Source organism: Pararhizobium sp. PWRC1-1, from assembly GCF_049897905.1.
Taxonomy (GTDB): Bacteria; Pseudomonadota; Alphaproteobacteria; order Rhizobiales; family Rhizobiaceae; genus Pararhizobium.
In genome coordinates this window covers 1-16379 of sequence record NZ_JAFCXE010000011.1, presented here as the reverse complement: position 1 = coordinate 16379, position 16379 = coordinate 1, and the positions used below count along the sequence as shown (strand labels likewise).

The window sequence follows — 16379 nt, the reverse complement described above, 5'->3', positions numbered from 1 at the left end:
GCTCATGTATTCGATGACCCTGGCGCGTTCGCGCGCCGGGCTTGCCGATCTCACTTCGGAGTCTGCCCCATGGCTTTCGTTGCCTCCATGCCCACAAGGCGGTTCGCCGCCAGGCCCGGACAGGTCATCGCGGTATCCGTGATCGCCCTGTTCCTGCTGGTCTTCCTGATCATTCCCGCCGGCACGGTGATCTACACCGCCTTTACCGAGAAGGGCACCGGTGCGTTGACCATCGTCAACTTCATCGACTTCTTCAACACCGACCTGTTCCGCCGCTCGTTCTTCAACTCCGTCTACGTCTCGGGAATGTCCGTCGTCTGGGCAACCGTGATCGCGCTGCCGCTCGCCGTGCTCACCACCCGTTTCGATTTCCGCGGCTCGCTGATCATCCAGACGCTGGGCTTCGTGCCGCTGATCATGCCGCCCTTCGTCGGCGCAGTCGCGATGCAGCTGCTGTTTGGCCGCAACGGCACCGTCAACCTGATCCTCAACGACTGGTTCGGCATCCGCCTGCCCTTCATGGAAGGCCTGAACGGTGTCATCTTCGTGCAGTCGCTGCACTATTTCCCGTTCATCCTGATCAACCTGTCCACCAGCCTGCGCAACATCGACCGGTCGATGGAAGAGGCTGCCCAGAACCTCGGCTCCTCCGGCATCCGCCTGTTCCGCCGCATCGTCTTTCCGCTCGCCATGCCGGGCTATCTCGCCGGCGCCTCACTGGTCTTCGTCAAGGTCTTCGACGATCTTGCGACGCCACTGCTTCTCAACGTCAAGGACATGCTGGCGCCACAGGCCTATCTGCGCGTGACCTCGGTCGGCCTCACCGATCCGATGGGCTATGTCATCTCGGTGATCCTCATCGTCGTGTCGATCTTCGCCATGTGGCTCTCGGCCGTCGCCATGCGCGGCAAGGACTATTCGACAACACAGCGCGGCGGTGGCGGCCTTGCCAAGCGCAAGCTCAGCCGCGGTGAAAGCGTCATCGCCTATGGCGTCGTCGCCCTGATCCTGCTCCTGGTTCTGTCGCCGCATATCGGCCTTCTGCTTCTGTCGTTCGCAACGGTCTGGTCGTTCAGCCCGATGCCCGACGATTTCACCGTGGCGCATTACGCCCGCGTCTTCGGCGAAAGCTCGATCTACATCAAGAACACCCTGATCTACGCCAGCCTTGCCGGCCTGATCGACGTCGTCATCGGCGGTGCCATCGCCTATATCGTGCTGCGCACCAAGATCATCGGCCGCCGCTGGCTGGACTGGGCTGCGACCGCTGCGCTCGCCATCCCCGGCGTCGTGCTCGGTATCGGCTATCTACGCACCTTCTACGGCATCACCCTGCCCGACGGCACGCCACTTGCCACCCTCTGGGTCATGGTGGTTCTGGCACTCGCCATCCGCCGCCTGCCCTATGCGCTCCGCGCCTGTTACGCAGCACTCCAGCAGGTCTCGGAATCCCTGGAAGAAGCCGCTGAAAATCTCGGCGCGACGAAACAGCGGACCATCCGCCGCATCGTCCTGCCGCTGATGACGGGCGGCCTTCTCGCTGGCTTCGTCACCAGCTTCTCGACCGCTGCCGTCGAGCTGTCGGCAACGTTGATGCTGATCCAGAGCAATTCCGACGCACCGATCGCCTACGGGCTCTACGTCTTCATGCAGTCGCCCGCCGGCCGCGGACCGGGTGCCGCCCTTGGTGTCATCGCCGTGGTTCTCGTCGCGGTCTGCACCCTGCTTTCGCACTACGTCATCGAGCGTCGCCAGAAGGCGATCGGAATGGGGAAATAATCATGGGAGAGAAAACAGTGAATGTCAGCCTCAAGAAGCCGGCACTTTCCACCGCAGCCAAGGCCATCAGCATCAGCGACGTCAACCTCTATTACGGCGCGCTACACGTCCTGAAAGACATCAACCTGGAAATCAAGCCGGGCGAATTCTTCGCCTTTCTCGGGCCGTCGGGCTGTGGCAAAACCACGCTTTTGCGGCTGATCGCCGGCTTCAACACCGCCCGCAACGGCAAGGTGGTCATTGGCGGACAGGATGTACTCGACATGCCGCCATGGAAGCGCGAAGTCGGCATGGTGTTCCAGTCCTATGCGCTCTGGCCGCATATGACGGTTGCCCGCAACGTCGCCTTCGGTCTTGAAGAGCGCCGCCTGCCACGCGCCGAAATCGACGCCCGCGTTCAGGCGGCGTTAGAACTAGTCGGCCTCGAAAAGCTCGCCGACCGCCGTCCGTCGCAATTGTCCGGCGGCCAGCAGCAGCGCGTGGCGCTGGCGCGCACCATCGCCATCGAGCCGAAGATCCTGTTACTCGACGAGCCGCTGTCCAACCTCGATGCCAAGATGCGTGTGGAGGTGCGCCGCGAACTGCGTGAATTGCAGCAGCGCCTGCAACTAACGACGATCTTCGTCACCCACGACCAGGAAGAGGCGAACACCGTCTGCGACCGCATCGCCGTCTTCAACGAGGGCCGCATCCAGCAGGTCGGCACACCGATGGATCTCTATGAAAAGCCGGCCAATCTGTTCGTCGCCAATTTTCTCGGAACGGCCAACATCCTCGATGGCCGCGTCATCGGCACCGGCGCCGGCCGCACCTTCGAGGTCACCGGTGCGGGCTCCATCCCGATCCCGCCCGGCACCGACGTTCCCGCCGGCGCAAAGCTGGTTTTCCGGCCGCAATACGCCACCATCGGCCATGTCCAGCCGGACTGGGTGTCGCTTTCGGGCACGGTCATGCACTGCGAGTTCCTCGGCGCCACCGTACGCTATGGCATCGGCGTCGGCACGGCGACCGTCATGATCGACGTGCCCTTCCATTCGGGTGCAGGCCTTTTGCCGATCGGGTCGCCAACTGTGCTTGGCCTGCAGCCGTCATCGGCCCTCTGGCTCGCCGAATAGAAAACTCTTTCCCGGAGCAGGCCTCCTGCTCCGGGGATTGTGCAATCAACTGAAAGCCAAATGAATGAAGTCTTCTCACCCCTCGCTCCTGGCTATCCGGCATGGAGAAACGCAATGGAATGTCGCCGGAAGATTGCAAGGGCGGCAGGATACGCCACTGACCGCCAACGGCCTGCGTCAGGTTCTGGCCGTCGGTCTTCGGCTCGCTGAAAAAGTGCATGCGCTCGGCGACGTGCGGTTCTGGGTCAGCCCGCAGCCACGGGCGCGGCAGACGGCCTCAATCCTGTCGGATACCTGGGGTGTGCGGTTTGACCGCTTCATCCCCGAACCCGCCCTCGTCGAGCGCGCCTATGGCGAATGGGAAGGCCTGTCCCTTCCCGAAATCCAGCAGAACCTGCCCGAACAACACGCCGCCAATGCCGGCGATCCCTGGGCCTACGCCATGCCGGGCGGCGAAAGCAGGCGCGACCTCGCGGACCGCCTCGCCGCATGGCTTGAAAGCTTGGAAAAGGATGCCACCCACGTCGTCGTCGCCCACAGCGGTACCTTGCGGGCGCTGCGGGGCTATTATACCGGCGCCTCGCTCGAAACCATGCTGGCCTACCGCGAACCGCAAACGGCCGCCTTCTGGCTTGAAGACGGCAAGGAAACACAGCTCGACGTCCTTCCGTCAATGTTGCGCGCGGTCGGTTGCGAGAGCGAGGGCCGGACGGTCTGGATCTGAGCGGCCTGCTTCGGAAGACACTTTATGTCGCGTGCAGCCCCTAGATTGACCGCCGTTGCCCCGTCGATGCCCGCTCGACCAGATGACACGCGAGTTCGACACGGCGCGGCGGCATCGGCAGGCCGGACAGGCTGTCGCGCAAAAGATCGAGCGCGACGGAGCCGATCTCGCGCATCGGAATGTGCATCGTCGTCAACGGCGGATTGAGGAAGGACGCCTGCGGCAGGTCGTCCATGCCCATGACAGACACATCGCCCGGCACAGAATAGCCCCGCTGCTGGACGCCCATCATTGCGCCGACGGCCAGGCTGTCGCCGGCGGCCAAAACTGCAGTAAAATCCAGCCCACGCGCTTCAATCCGTGACGCAATCGCTTGCGCTGCCAGTTCCGGCAGCCAGTCATCGACGGGAACAACCAAATCCGCATCTGCAGCAAGCCCGTGATGCAGCAACGCATCCTTCCAGCCCTCGTAGCGCCGCTCGATGGTGCGTCGGCCCGGCCGCATCAGGAACAGGACGCGCTCGTGGCCAAGCCCGATCAGATGATCGGCCGCAAGCCGCGCGCTGGACCGGTTGCAGGGGGTGACGCTGGAAAGCCGCATGAACGGGTCGTCACTGTTGAGAAGCACCACCGGCTTGTCGAAGCCGCGCGTTGCCGCCAGCATGCCCTCGTCATCTACGGTCAGGAACAGCAGGCCCGCCACCTGTGGATCATCCTGCGCCTCCTTGAGAACCGCCAGTTCCTCGTTCCGGTCGGCAATCGGCCGGGTGACGATCTCGAGCCCCAGCGCCTGCGCACGTTCCTTCAGCCCTTCAAGCACATAGAGCGTGAACTGGTTGCGAACATAGTCGATCATCGCAGCACTTGATGCGGCCAGAATGACCTTCTGGCCTGCAATCGCCGTGGGAACCACGTAATTGGCGAGCTTCGCCGCTTCGAGTACCTGCCGGCGGATTTCCGGCCGCACACCTTTTTCGCCTGCAATGGCCCGCGAGGCAGTGCTTAGCGACACGCCGCAGGCCTCGGCAATATCCTCCAGACGCACGCGCTTGCTCTTCTTTCCGCGTTTGCCCGCGATGGGTTTGACAGTCATATCGACCTCCGTTGCACCAACATGAGAAAAATTTTCAGATTGCGCAACAAAATTCGGCGTGCATTTATTTCCTCAACGAGCCGTCCCCAAGAGCGGCACATGTGGAGGAGCATTCATGGGTCCAGATGGCCGCGATATCAGCAACGGTCTTGATCGCCTTGTCGCCGGAACGACCGGCCTCAAGCATGACGGCCGTTTCCATGAGCCCAATCTCGATGGAACCGCTGGCGATTATATCAGCTTCGACAGCTGGGAATGGCCGCAGGGTGTCGGCCTCTACGGCCTGATCAAGCTCTGGCTGTTCACCGGCCGCGATGATCTGCGCCAGCTGGTCGAAGCTTGGTATCAGCAACGTATCGAGGCCGGCCTGCCGCAGCTCAACGTCAACACCACCGCGCCGATGCTCGGCCTGTCGGTGCTCTGGGCCAAGACCCGCGATCCCCGCTGGCAGCCGGTCCTTGATGAATGGGCAAACCGCGTGATGGCTGAGCTTGGCCGCACGCCGGAAGGCGGCTTCGAGCATCATGTCTCCGACAAGGTCAATCACGATGAACTCTGGGACGACACGCTCTACATGGTCGCCCTGTTCCTGGCTTCCTATGGCCAGGCGAGCGGCCGCCGCGAACTGGTCGATGAAGCCTCACGCCAGTTCCTCGTCCACACCCGCTATCTCGCCGACACCCATACCGGCCTCTGGTTCCATGGCTGGACTTTTGACGGACGGCACAATTTCGCCCGGGCGCGTTGGGCGCGCGGCAATGCCTGGATCACGGCGGGCCTGCTCGATCTGTTCGACCTCGCCGATCTCGCCAAGCCGGTGAAAGATTTTTTGCAAGGCGTGCTGGTGGCGCAGGTCGATGCGCTTCTGTTGCTTCAGGCTCCCTCCGGCGCATGGCGCACGTTGCTCGACGATGCCACCTCATATGAGGAAATTTCCGCCACCGCCGGGATCGGTTACGGCCTGTTGAAAGGCTACCGCCTCGGCCTCGGCACTCCGGTTTGGCGTGAAGCCGGCCTCAAGGCCTTGCAGGTGGTGATGGACAACATCGATGAGACCGGCACCGTCGGAAACGTCTCCTATGGCACCCGCATGGGCCATGATCTCCAGTTCTACAAAGACATTCCCATTCAACCGACCGGCTATGGCCAGGCACTGGCCATTCTGTGCCTTTCCGAAGGCCTGCAGCACGTCGGACAAGAAGGACAAGCAGCATGACGATGAAGATTTTGTACGGCGCGGCCCCGCAAGACGTCAAAGGCTATGACACGGAAAAACTCCGCAGCGCCTTCCTGATGACCGACCTGTTCGTTCCGGACGCCGCCAGTTTCACCTATACCCATGTCGACCGCCTGCTTCTCGGCGGCGCCATGCCGGTGTCCAAAAGCGTGACGTTCGGTTCCGGCGACGAGATCGGCACGCCCTATCTCCTGTCCGCACGCGAAATGGGCATCGCCAATCTGGGCGGCACCGGAACAGTCACCGTCGATGGGCACACGTTCACGCTGGAAAACCGCGACGTACTCTATCTCGGCCGAGGCGCCCGCGAGATTTCGATGGAAAGCCTGTCGGGAAAGACCCCGCCCCGCTTCTACATGAACTCCGTTCCAGCCGGCGCCGATATCCCCCACAAGCTGATCAAGAAGGCGGAATCGAAGGCGGTCGATCTCGGCGACGGCCGCCGCTCCAACAAGCGCCGCCTCGCCATGTACATTCATCCGGAAGTGACCCCATCTTGCCTGCTGTTGATGGGCATCACCGATCTCGCCGAAGGCAGCGTCTGGAACACCATGCCGCCGCATCTGCACGAGCGCCGCATGGAAGCCTATTGCTATTTCGACATGGCGGCGGAAGATCGCATCATTCATCTGATGGGCCGCCCGGAAGAAACGCGCCATCTGATCGTCGCCAATGGCGACGCCGTCCTGTCACCTGCCTGGTCTATCCACATGGGCGCTGGCACCGGCCCCTATGCCTTCGTCTGGGGCATGACCGGGGAAAACCAGGAATATAACGACGTGGCCCCGGTGGCCCTGGCAGAGCTGAAATGACCCCGATGAGATCCCTGATGAACCGCAAACTCAATGCTGGCGATGCCATCCGCTACTGGCAGCTCGGAACGATTGCCGAAGAGCGTTTCGACGTGCCCGACGCCCCGATGAAGGGTGAGATGGATCCGTTCTTCTTCCTGACCAAGCACAAGAACTTCATTCCGCACGAATATCCCTGCCGTACGATCTTTGCCGAAACCTATCGCGGTAAGCGCCCCGATGTGCGCGGCTCGTTCGAGGCCACCCGCTGGTGGTTACCGTTCGGTTCGCCGCGGCTCGATCTTTCCGGTTTCTGGTTCCGCCCAACCCGGCTTGCCACCTTTGCCCGCACGTTCATTGCGACTGAGAAAGCCGGGACCGCCAAGGTCCGGCTCGGCACCTGCGGCGGCGCGGTCCTCTGGCTGAACGGCGAGGAATCTGGCTGGATGGCGCCCTATAGCCGCAATCTGGAGGCAAAGGCGGAATTCGATCTGGCGCTGCAGGAGGGCTTGAACGAGGTCACCATCTTCTTCGATGATCTTGCCGAACGCGACGCCCGCTACTTCTTCCAACTCGACTACCTCAATGGCCCGGTGGCCAGCGTTGCCGTGCCCGTGCCGATCGACGGCAAAGTGGCAGAGACGATCGAGACCGCCCTCGACAGCATGCATTTCGAGCGCACGGCCTATTTCGAAGGCGACATCACGCTGCGGCTTGCCGAGCCCCTACCGGTGGATGTCGCTGTCAATGTCACGGTCGAAGGCGACTTTATGTCGACCGAACGTTTCGACTATGACTTCCTCCTCAAGGCTGGCGACGCGCGTCTGGTCATCGGCCCATCGGAAGCCGCACCCGCCGATTTCCGCCATTTCCGCATCACGCTCAAGGCCGGCGAATTCGTCGCATCGCGTTCGCTCGGCATCGAGATCTGCCATACCGGCCGCCAAGGCACGGCACCGGCGACGCTTACTGAGCGCATCACCGAAACGCTCACCGAAGTCTCGGAATTCTCCGAACGCGATACCGTGCGGGCTTTTGCGCGACTCGCCAGCGGCCGGTCCGGCGCCGATACCGATGCGATGATCGAGGAGATCCTGCCATCGATCGAGGATTGCCACGACTGCGCCGATTTTTCGCTCGTGCCGCTGATCTGGTCGCGAACCGTCTGGGGCAAGGACATCGGCGACGCGACCCGCGCCCGCATCGACCGGGCCATCCTCGGTTTCCGCTACTGGATGGACGAGCCCGGCAACGATGTTCAGTGGTATTTCTCCGAAAATCACGCCCTGCTTTTCCATACTTCCGCTTATCTCGCAGGACACCTGCTGGCCGGTGAAACCTTCGCCCGCTCCGGCCGCAAGGGTGCCGAGCAGAGCGCCATTGGTGCCACCCGCGTGCGCGCCTGGCTCGATCATTTCGAAGCTTGGGAAATGGCGGAATTCAACTCAGCGCCATATTTCCCGATTGATCTCAAGGGCCTGACGGCACTCGCCGCCCTCTCGCCTGACGCAGATATCGCCGAGCGGGCAAAGAAAGGCATCGTGCGCCTCTGCGAAGTCATCGCCCGCTCCGCGCACCACGGCATGGTCACGGCAGCGCAGGGGCGTTCCTATGAACACACGCTCTGCGCCGGCCGCTCGCTGGAGCTTTCGGGCGTTGCCCGCCTGCTCTGGGGTGCCGGCTGGTATGGCCGCCGCGTCCATGCCTTGCCACAGCTTGCCGTGTGCCTGCGCGATCATGGCTTGGTCATTCCCGAGACACTTGCAGCCGTTGCCAGCCATCAGGCGGACGAACATCAGGAATGGCGGTTTGCCCAGGGCCAGGACCGGTTTGCGGCGCTCTATCACTACAAGGGCCGCGACTTCGCCATGGGCTCTGCCGCCCATTACCGCTGGAACGAATGGGGCTATCAGGAAACCATCCTGCATCTGCGCCTCGGCAAGCGGCCCGAAGCAGCCGTCTGGATCAACCATCCAGGCGAAACCATTCAGTTCGGGTACGGCCGGCCGTCCTTCTGGGGCGGGTGCGGCACCCTCCCTCGCGCCCACCAGTACCGGGGGCTGGCCGTACTCGACTTTGTGACCTTCGAAGAACAGCCGGATTTCACCCATGCCTGGTTCCCGGTCGCCGAATTCGACGAAAGCACCGTACGCGGACGCCTTGCCATCGCCCGTAGCGGCGGCGGCGCGGTGATCCTGCTCGGCAGCACCGACCTGCAGCCGGTGACGACAGGCCCATCGGCCAATGCAGAGCTGCGCCAATACGGCCAGAATACCCGCTGGATCGTCCGGGTCTGCGAAGCCTCGGATATTAAAGCGGTGGAAAGCCGGTTCGCCTCGCTGTCCATTGCAGAGACGGCGGACGGAGCGCTGGTGGTCGAAGACCCCGATTACGGCACAGTCACATTCCGCAAGGACGGATCGGTCGAGGCCGAAGGCCGGACGATCGTTCCGAGAGATTTCACGGTCGCAGGCGAGGTCGCCATGCTGGCCGCACACTAAAGGCGAAGCGCCGGCGAGGAGAAGCCGGCGCCCGTTCAAATGCGGGCAAGGAGAAGGCCCGCACCCACAGGAGGAGGAAGACATGACCAGGACCAGAACGATGCTCGCGGCATTCGCCGTCGGGCTTTTGACCTCCACGGCGGCACTTGCCGGGGATGTACGCATCATGTGGTATTCCGATGGCGTCGAGGGCGAGGTCCTGAAGGACCTCATCGATCGCTTCATGAAGGACAATCCGGATATCAAGGTCACCATCGACAACGTGTCCTACAGCGTCGTGCGCGAACAATTGCCGGTACAGCTTGAGGCCGGCGACGGCCCGGATATCGCCCGTGTCACCAACCTGAAGGCGCTGAGCAAGCACTGGCTCGACCTGCGTCCGCTGGTGGCCGATGCCGCCTATTGGGACAAGAATTTCGGCGATCAGGCCGACTGGATGCGCCCCGACGGCACTGACCAGATTTCCGGCTTCATGACGCAGATCACGCTGACCGGCGGTTTTGCCAACAAGACGCTGTTCGATCAGGCGGGCGTTGCCCTGCCCGGCAAGGATGCCACCTGGGATGATTGGGCCAAGGCCTCCAAGCAGGTCGCCGAAAGCCAGCAGATACCGTTTCCGATGGCGCTCGACAGATCGGGGCATCGCATAACAGCGCCCGACATTGCCTTCGGTGCCAATTATATCGGTGCAGACGGCAAGCCGGCACCGCTCGATGACGGCTCCAAGGCCTTCATCTCAAAATTCATCGGCTGGATCGAAGACGGCACCATGAGCAAGGACGTCTGGGTATCGGCGGCAGGCTCGACCTACCGCGCGGGCGCCGACGACTTCATCAACGGCCAGGTCGCCTTCTACTATTCCGGCTCCTGGCAGGTACCGAACTTCTCGACCAAGATCGGGACGAACTTCGATTGGGTCGCGACCGGTAGCCCCTGTGGCCCGGCGAATTGCAGCGGCATGCCCGGTGGTGCCGGTCTGGTGGCGATCAAGTACACCAAGAACCCGAAGGACGTCGCCAAGGTCATGGATTACCTGGCCAGCGAGCCGGTCGTGAAGGAGTTCTCCGAACGCACCCTGTTCCTGCCAGCGCACAAGGGCGTGATCGAAAAGGGACTGGACTTCAAGACCGAAGATGCGCAGGCCAAAGCGGCGCTGGGCATCTTCGTGACGGCAACGACATCCCTCGCCGACCTTGCGCGCAAGCTGCCCGGCTGGCCCTGGTCCGATACGATCTACGGCGCTCTCGTCACCCGCGTCAGCCAGGCGGCTGCCGGTGAAATGACGCTTGACGAGGCCTATAGCCGCATCGACGCGGATATTGCCGCCAAGGTCAAGGACTCGGCTCTCTAACGTGAGAACACGCGGGCGGCGGCGGGCAATCCCGCTCAGCCGCCCGCTTCACATCTTCGATGGAAGACGAGCCGTAGCGCCATGCAACGCGCAAGAGGAAAGTGATCGATAATGGCAGAGATATCCAGCCAGAGCCGAACGGGCCAGAGCCTGGGCGAGACCGCCATGATGCCGGTGCGGCTTGCCATGGGCATCATCGATGCCCCCCTGCGCTGGGTCCAAAAGAAGTTTGGTCTCGGCGGCATGGCGGCATTCTTCCTGCTGCCGAACATGCTGATCTTCGGCGTCTTCGTACTCCTGCCGTTCTTCATCAACTTCGCCTATTCGATGACTGGTGGCACCGCGCTGTTCCTGTCGGACCGCACCTTCGTCGGTGCCGATCAGTATTCAAGGCTGTTCGACTGCTCGAACTACCTGAACCCGAACACCTGCGCCGAGGACACGTTCTGGACAGCCGTCGGCAATACCGGCTGGTTCGTCGTCCTGCAGGTCTCGCTGATGATCGCGGTTTCGTTGATCTCCGCGCTGATCCTCAACCGCAACCTGATGGCCCGCAGTTTCTGGCGCGCGGTGTTCTTCTTTCCGGTGCTGCTATCACCCGTGGTCGTCGGCCTGATCTGGAAATGGATCCTGCAACGCCAGGGCCTGTTGAATTTCGGCCTCTTTGGCTTCGGCTTCGATCCGCATGTCTGGCTGAACGACCGCAACTGGGCCTTCGCCGCCACCGTCGGCGTCTCGATCTGGGCACATATGGGCTTCTATACGCTGATAATTCTTGCCGGCCTGCAAGCGATTCCAAAAGATCTCTATGAGGCAGCCGAGATGGACGGCACCCGGGCCATGCGCGTGTTTAGCCGCATCACCCTGCCGCTCCTGATGCCGAACCTGCTCGTCGTCATCGTGCTGGTGCTGATCCGCGCCGTGCAGATATTCGATGAAGTCTATGTGCTGACGGGCGGCGGGCCTGGCACCAGCACGCTGTTTGTCACGCAGTACATTTACGAGACCGGCTTTGCCGCACAGCTGCGCAACCCCGGCCTTGCCGCCGCTGCCTCGATCCTGATGGGCCTTGTGCTCGTTGTCCTCACACTCGTGCAACTCGGCCTCAGCCGTTCACGTGACAAGAAGGGAGCCCGCAAATGAGCCGGGCCATCGAATTCCTGTTTCGCCGCAAGGGCGGCAAGGGCTGGCACTGGACGGATATCGTCACCTGGGTCTGGCTGATCGTCGGCCTGTTCGTGATGTTCGGCCCGGCCGTGTGGCTGACAGCATCGTCGTTCAAGTCGCCCGCCGCCCTTGCCGAATTCCCGCCGACCATCCTGCCCTATGTCACCCAGAAGGTGACGGTCGAGGGCTATGACAAGCCGCTCGATCTCTACACTGTGACGCTTGAGGGCGGCAGCACCGCGACGCTTGCCGAAGTTCGCCGCATCGGCACCGTCAGCCAGATGGTCGATCCTGCCAAGCCGTCCGAGATCGTCAAAGTCAACATCGCCAAGCGTACGCCGGTCAGGCAGATGTCGTTTGCGACGGAAAACTATACCGAGCCCTTCACCCATTTCGATTTCGTCCGCTATCTTTGGAACTCCGTCTTCGTCACGGTGACGGCAACGCTGATCACGCTGGTGGTCAATTCCATGGCGGCGTTTGCGCTGAGCAAATACGAGTTTCGCGGCCGCACTTTCGCGATGCTCCTCATCCTCGCGACACTGATGGTGCCGCTGTCGGTCATCATGGTGCCGCTCTATTCCATCGTCTCGGCGCTCGGCCTGTTCAACAATCTCTGGGGCGTAATCCTGCCAACGGTGGCAACGCCGACCGGCGTGTTCATCTTGCGGCAATACATGCTGACCATCCCCGACGAACTGCTGGACGCCGCGCGTATGGACAAGGCGTCGGAATGGCAGATCTACTGGCGCATTATCCTGCCTTTGACAGCACCGGCGCTCGCCGTGCTCGCCATCTTCTCCGTCGTCTGGCGCTGGAACGACTTCCTCTGGCCGCTGATCGTCCTGTCGCGCAAGGAGCTCTATACCCTGCAGGTGGGCCTCAGCATCTATTCCGGCGAGCTCAACGTGCAATGGCATTTCATCCTGGCGATGACGGTCGTGACCATGATCCCCGTAGTTCTGGTCTTCCTCTTCCTGCAGCGCTTCATCACCACCGGCATCGCCGGAACCGGCCTGAAATAAGGGTTCATCATGGGACATATCAAACTCACCAATGTCGCAAAGTCTTTCGGGGCAGTCGACGTGCTCCATGACATCAATCTGGAGATTGCCGACGGCGAATTCGTCGTATTCGTCGGCCCGTCCGGCTGCGGCAAGTCCACGCTGCTGCGCATGATTGCAGGCCTTGAAAAACCGACCGGTGGCGAACTCGCCATCGACGGCAAGGTGGTCAATGCCATCCCCGCCGCCGATCGGGGGCTCGCCATGGTCTTCCAGTCCTATGCGCTCTATCCGCATATGAGCGTGCGCCAGAACCTCGCCTTCGGCTTGGAAAACACCAAGATGCCCAAGGCCGAGATTGCCACGCGCATCACGGAAGCGGCCCGCATGCTGGAAATCGAGCATTATCTCGACCGGCGTCCCGGACAGCTCTCCGGCGGCCAGCGCCAGCGCGTCGCCATCGGCCGGGCGATCGTGCGCCGTCCGGTCGCTTTCCTGCTCGACGAGCCGCTGTCCAACCTCGATGCCGAATTGCGCGGCTCGACCCGCGCCGAGCTGGCGGCCCTGCATGCCCGATTGTCCGCAACGATGATCTACGTCACCCACGACCAGGTCGAGGCGATGACGCTTGCCGACCGGATCGTCGTGCTGCGTGCCGGCCGCATCGAGCAGATCGGTACGCCGATGGAACTCTACAATTCCCCGGCGAACCGCTTCGTTGCCGGCTTCATCGGCTCACCGCACATGAATTTCCTCGAAGGCTCGGTGGAACCGTCATCCTCCGGCAAGGCCGTCGCTATCTTCGCCGGCGGCAACAGGTTGGAACTGCCGGTGGCCGCCAGCAGCCTTGCCAACGGCTCCGCCATCACCCTCGGCGTCCGGCCCCAGCATGTTTCGATCGGTACCGGCGGCGAAGGTATTGCGGCCAAGATCAAGCTGGTCGAAGCACTCGGCTCGGAAACCATCCTCCACACCGATGTCGCAGGCCAAAAAATCCTGGTCGTCGCGCAGGGACAACATAAATTGACGCCGGGTGCGGATATCCGCCTGTCGCTGTCATCGGCTCCGCTGCATCTGTTCAACGAGAAGGGGTTGCGCCTTGAACACGCTGTTTGATCTCTCCGGCAAGGTGGCGCTGGTCACCGGCGCACGAACGGGCCTTGGCCAGGGCATGGCGCTGGCGCTCGCCCGCGCTGGCGCCGACATCGCAGCGCTTGGCTCCAGTCCGATGCCGGAAACGGCCGAAGCGATCGGCCAGGCCGGCCGCCGATTTCATGCGCTCGAAGTCGATCTTTCGCAGAAATTCAATGCAAAAGAGATCATTGGCTCGGTTGTCTCCGAACTCGGCAGCATCGACATCCTCGTCAACAACGCCGGCATCATCCGCCGCGCCGATCTGCTCGATCATTCGGAAGAGGATTGGGACGCTGTCCTCGACGTCAACCTGAAGTCGTCCTTCCTCCTGTCGCAGGCCGTTGCCCGGCATATGGTCGAAACCAAGCGGCCCGGACGCATCATCAATGTCGCATCAATGCTTTCCTACCAGGGCGGCATTCGCGTGCCTGCCTATACCGCCTCGAAACACGGTATCGCCGGCCTGACGAAAGCCATGGCCAACGAGCTTGCACCGCACGGCATCACCGTCAACGCCATCGCCCCCGGCTATATGGAAACGGATAATACCGAGGCATTGCGCAACGACACCAACCGCAACGCCCAGATTTCCGCCCGCATTCCGATGGGCCGCTGGGGCACGCCGGACGACCTCGCCACCTCGGTGCTGTTCCTTGCATCTCCAGCCTCCAGCTACGTCACCGGCATCACCGTCCCGGTCGATGGCGGCTGGTTGGTGCGCTAACCCGGGATCGCGAATGGCCATCTCCATCGAACGGCTGAGATCCCTGCTTCGCGTGACAGAACCATCGCTGGAACTGGTGACATCATCTGTCGAAGATCATGACGATTACACCGTCGAACATCTACGGTTCCGCCTAACCGGTGGAACGGAAATCCGCGGCTTCCTGACAAGGCCACCAAGCAACACGACACCCGGGCCGGCGATCCTCTACGCTCATGCCCATGGCGCCCGCTACGATATCGGCGCCAGCGAACTGATCGATGGCCGCGCCGCTCTCCTCGATGCGCCCGGCCCGGTCCTCGCCCGGGAAGGCTATGTCACTCTCTGCATCGACATGCCAACCTTCGGCGAACGCGCTGATATCACCGAAAGCGCCGCAACCAAGGCGGCCCTCTGGCACGGCCAGACACTGTTCGGCCAGATGCTTGGCGAACAGGCAGCCGCCCTGACCTGGCTTGCCGCACGCGCGGACGTCGATCCCACCCGGATCGGCATGACCGGCATTTCGATGGGCGCCACGCTCACCTATTTCCTGGCGGCGATCGATCCCCGCATCACAGCCGCCGCGCATCTCTGCTGCTACGCCGATTTCGCCACGTTGATCGAGACCGGCGCACACGATCTGCACGGCCACTATCTCACCATCCCCGGCCTCCTTACAGAAACCTCGACCGGCAAAATCGCCGGCCTGGTCGCCCCGCGTCCCCAGCTCATCTGCGTCGGCCTCGACGATCCCTTGACCCCGCCACCCGCGATCCGCCGCGCCTTCCGCGAAACCGCTGCCGCCTATGAAGCGGCAGGGGCACGTCACCAGCTGGCTCTTCTGGAAGAGGACGGCATCGGACATAGAGAAACCGAAAGGATGCGCCGGGAGGTTCTCGGCTTTTTCCGCGGCCACCTTTAGCCGCACTCCCGTCCTGCGGATCGGTATCGTCAAAGCCCGATCTGAAATCGGGATAGCCCCATACCCAAAAGCAAGAGCGATGCTATAGTCGGCCTGGGGTCCGGCCAAGGACCAACGGGATGGGGCGCCATGAAGAGCACCAGACAGGAAACCGCACATCTGCGAGACGCGTTGGCATCATTGCCGGAACCGGTCGATCTGCACGATCTGATGCCGCCTGCCGATCGCTGGCGCGAGCAAGATGATTTTCTTGAGGAAGCCCTGGAGGAGACTTTTCCTGCCAGCGACCCTATATCCCCTTCACGCGTCCGCTGATGCCTGCTTCATCCCACCTGAAACAAGGAAGCCATGCCATGACCGAGAAAACTCCGCGCGCCCGCCGCATGGCCCCGCTGAAAACACCATCCGGCCTGCCCGACAACGCTGTCCGGGATATTTCCGGGGCGATGACGGCCCTGCTTGCCGATTCGTTTGCTCTCTATCTCAAGACGAAGAATTTTCACTGGCATATGTCCGGCCCGCATTTCCGGGATTACCACCTGCTCTTTGACGATCACGGCGACCAAATCCTGGCAATGACCGATCCTATGGCCGAACGCGTCCGCAAGATTGGTGGAACGACGCTACGCTCCATCGGCCATATCGCCAAACTCCAGCGCATCTCCGACAACGATGCCGACTATGTGGATCCGCAGGACATGCTGGCCGAATTGCGCGACGATAACGCCGATCTTCTGTAAGCGTCCGGCGAGCGGATTTTTCGTATCGCGACCTTTGAGTTAGCGGTCTAGCGCTTTGTCTCGTCGGCCATCACGCGCTCGATCATTTCAGGATCGCATTGCTCGTCAATGAGAA

Annotated in this window: 14 protein-coding genes and 1 pseudogene; 14 read left to right on the top strand and 1 reads right to left on the bottom strand. The window is 62.2% G+C overall.

Translation table 11 applies throughout. The features are described 5' to 3' along the window. Positions 1-87 precede the first annotated feature (87 nt). From ACP7E0_RS17565 to ACP7E0_RS17555, 3 genes are all read left to right on the top strand, one after another. Positions 88-1779 (top strand): ABC transporter permease, encoded by a 1692-nt coding sequence (locus tag ACP7E0_RS17565; RefSeq protein ID WP_426126670.1) that lies wholly within the window; start codon positions 88-90, stop codon positions 1777-1779. A 2-nt stretch (positions 1780-1781) separates the two neighbouring features. Beyond that, entirely contained in the window at positions 1782-2894 is a 1113-nt protein-coding gene (locus ACP7E0_RS17560) for an ABC transporter ATP-binding protein (RefSeq protein WP_426126379.1), read from the top strand. A 64-nt stretch (positions 2895-2958) separates the two neighbouring features. After that, entirely contained in the window at positions 2959-3618 is a 660-nt protein-coding gene (locus ACP7E0_RS17555; protein ID WP_426126377.1) for a histidine phosphatase family protein, read from the top strand. Between the two features lie 40 nt (positions 3619-3658). Here ACP7E0_RS17555 and ACP7E0_RS17550 read toward each other — a convergent pair whose 3' ends face one another. Then, complete coding sequence (locus ACP7E0_RS17550) at positions 3659-4711, bottom strand: LacI family DNA-binding transcriptional regulator (protein WP_426126375.1); 1053 nt, start codon at positions 4709-4711, stop codon at positions 3659-3661. A gap of 115 nt (positions 4712-4826) precedes the next feature. On the opposite strand from ACP7E0_RS17550, the gene ACP7E0_RS17545 reads away from it, so the two are divergent. The 11 genes and pseudogenes from ACP7E0_RS17545 to ACP7E0_RS17495 form a co-directional block, all read left to right on the top strand. Continuing rightward, positions 4827-5927 carry a glycoside hydrolase family 88/105 protein gene (locus ACP7E0_RS17545; RefSeq protein ID WP_426126374.1) on the top strand — a complete coding sequence of 367 codons (1101 nt, stop codon included), beginning with the start codon at positions 4827-4829 and terminating at the stop codon, positions 5925-5927. Then, positions 5924-6760 (top strand): 5-dehydro-4-deoxy-D-glucuronate isomerase, encoded by an 837-nt coding sequence (gene kduI / locus ACP7E0_RS17540; RefSeq protein WP_426126372.1) that lies wholly within the window; start codon positions 5924-5926, stop codon positions 6758-6760. The genes ACP7E0_RS17545 and kduI overlap by 4 nt, the downstream gene beginning before the upstream one ends. Further along, positions 6757-9240, top strand: a complete 2484-nt coding sequence (locus ACP7E0_RS17535) for a hypothetical protein (RefSeq protein ID WP_426126370.1) — start codon at positions 6757-6759, stop codon at positions 9238-9240. Before kduI ends, ACP7E0_RS17535 begins: the two co-directional genes overlap by 4 nt. A gap of 82 nt (positions 9241-9322) precedes the next feature. Beyond that, positions 9323-10591 carry an ABC transporter substrate-binding protein gene (locus ACP7E0_RS17530; RefSeq protein ID WP_426126368.1) on the top strand — a complete coding sequence of 423 codons (1269 nt, stop codon included), beginning with the start codon at positions 9323-9325 and terminating at the stop codon, positions 10589-10591. 111 nt (positions 10592-10702) lie between these two features. Continuing rightward, a complete protein-coding gene (locus ACP7E0_RS17525) occupies positions 10703-11734 on the top strand; it encodes a carbohydrate ABC transporter permease (protein ID WP_426126366.1) in 1032 nt (343 codons plus the stop codon). Next, the gene (locus ACP7E0_RS17520; RefSeq protein ID WP_426126365.1) at positions 11731-12783 is read left to right on the top strand and encodes a carbohydrate ABC transporter permease; all 1053 of its coding nucleotides are present in this window, start codon (positions 11731-11733) and stop codon (positions 12781-12783) included. The genes ACP7E0_RS17525 and ACP7E0_RS17520 overlap by 4 nt, the downstream gene beginning before the upstream one ends. Before the next feature lie 9 nt (positions 12784-12792). Next, complete coding sequence (locus ACP7E0_RS17515) at positions 12793-13878, top strand: ABC transporter ATP-binding protein (protein WP_426126363.1); 1086 nt, start codon at positions 12793-12795, stop codon at positions 13876-13878. Continuing rightward, entirely contained in the window at positions 13862-14620 is a 759-nt protein-coding gene (gene kduD, locus ACP7E0_RS17510; RefSeq protein ID WP_426126361.1) for a 2-dehydro-3-deoxy-D-gluconate 5-dehydrogenase KduD, read from the top strand. The genes ACP7E0_RS17515 and kduD overlap by 17 nt, the downstream gene beginning before the upstream one ends. A gap of 13 nt (positions 14621-14633) precedes the next feature. Continuing rightward, on the top strand, positions 14634-15524 hold the full coding sequence (locus tag ACP7E0_RS17505; protein WP_426126359.1) for an alpha/beta hydrolase family protein: 891 nt from the start codon (positions 14634-14636) through the stop codon (positions 15522-15524). Positions 15525-15653: 129 nt separating this feature from the next. After that, positions 15654-15839 carry a hypothetical protein gene (locus ACP7E0_RS17500; RefSeq protein WP_426126357.1) on the top strand — a complete coding sequence of 62 codons (186 nt, stop codon included), beginning with the start codon at positions 15654-15656 and terminating at the stop codon, positions 15837-15839. Positions 15840-15877: 38 nt separating this feature from the next. Further along, positions 15878-16261 (top strand): annotated as a pseudogene (locus tag ACP7E0_RS17495) (Dps family protein); the annotation flags it as partial. Positions 16262-16379: the final 118 nt, after the last annotated feature.

Coding starts and splice junctions, on each gene's coding strand:
- ACP7E0_RS17565 (WP_426126670.1), top strand. CDS start 88: ATGCCCACAAGGCGGTTCGCCGCCAGGCCCGGACAGGTCATCGCGGTA.
- kduI (WP_426126372.1), top strand. CDS start 5,924: ATGACGATGAAGATTTTGTACGGCGCGGCCCCGCAAGACGTCAAAGGC.
- ACP7E0_RS17545 (WP_426126374.1), top strand. CDS start 4,827: ATGGGTCCAGATGGCCGCGATATCAGCAACGGTCTTGATCGCCTTGTC.
- ACP7E0_RS17515 (WP_426126363.1), top strand. CDS start 12,793: ATGGGACATATCAAACTCACCAATGTCGCAAAGTCTTTCGGGGCAGTC.
- ACP7E0_RS17525 (WP_426126366.1), top strand. CDS start 10,703: ATGGCAGAGATATCCAGCCAGAGCCGAACGGGCCAGAGCCTGGGCGAG.
- ACP7E0_RS17505 (WP_426126359.1), top strand. CDS start 14,634: ATGGCCATCTCCATCGAACGGCTGAGATCCCTGCTTCGCGTGACAGAA.
- ACP7E0_RS17550 (WP_426126375.1), bottom strand. CDS start 4,711: ATGACTGTCAAACCCATCGCGGGCAAACGCGGAAAGAAGAGCAAGCGC.
- ACP7E0_RS17560 (WP_426126379.1), top strand. CDS start 1,782: ATGGGAGAGAAAACAGTGAATGTCAGCCTCAAGAAGCCGGCACTTTCC.
- ACP7E0_RS17555 (WP_426126377.1), top strand. CDS start 2,959: ATGAAGTCTTCTCACCCCTCGCTCCTGGCTATCCGGCATGGAGAAACG.
- ACP7E0_RS17520 (WP_426126365.1), top strand. CDS start 11,731: ATGAGCCGGGCCATCGAATTCCTGTTTCGCCGCAAGGGCGGCAAGGGC.
- ACP7E0_RS17530 (WP_426126368.1), top strand. CDS start 9,323: ATGACCAGGACCAGAACGATGCTCGCGGCATTCGCCGTCGGGCTTTTG.
- ACP7E0_RS17535 (WP_426126370.1), top strand. CDS start 6,757: ATGACCCCGATGAGATCCCTGATGAACCGCAAACTCAATGCTGGCGAT.
- ACP7E0_RS17500 (WP_426126357.1), top strand. CDS start 15,654: ATGAAGAGCACCAGACAGGAAACCGCACATCTGCGAGACGCGTTGGCA.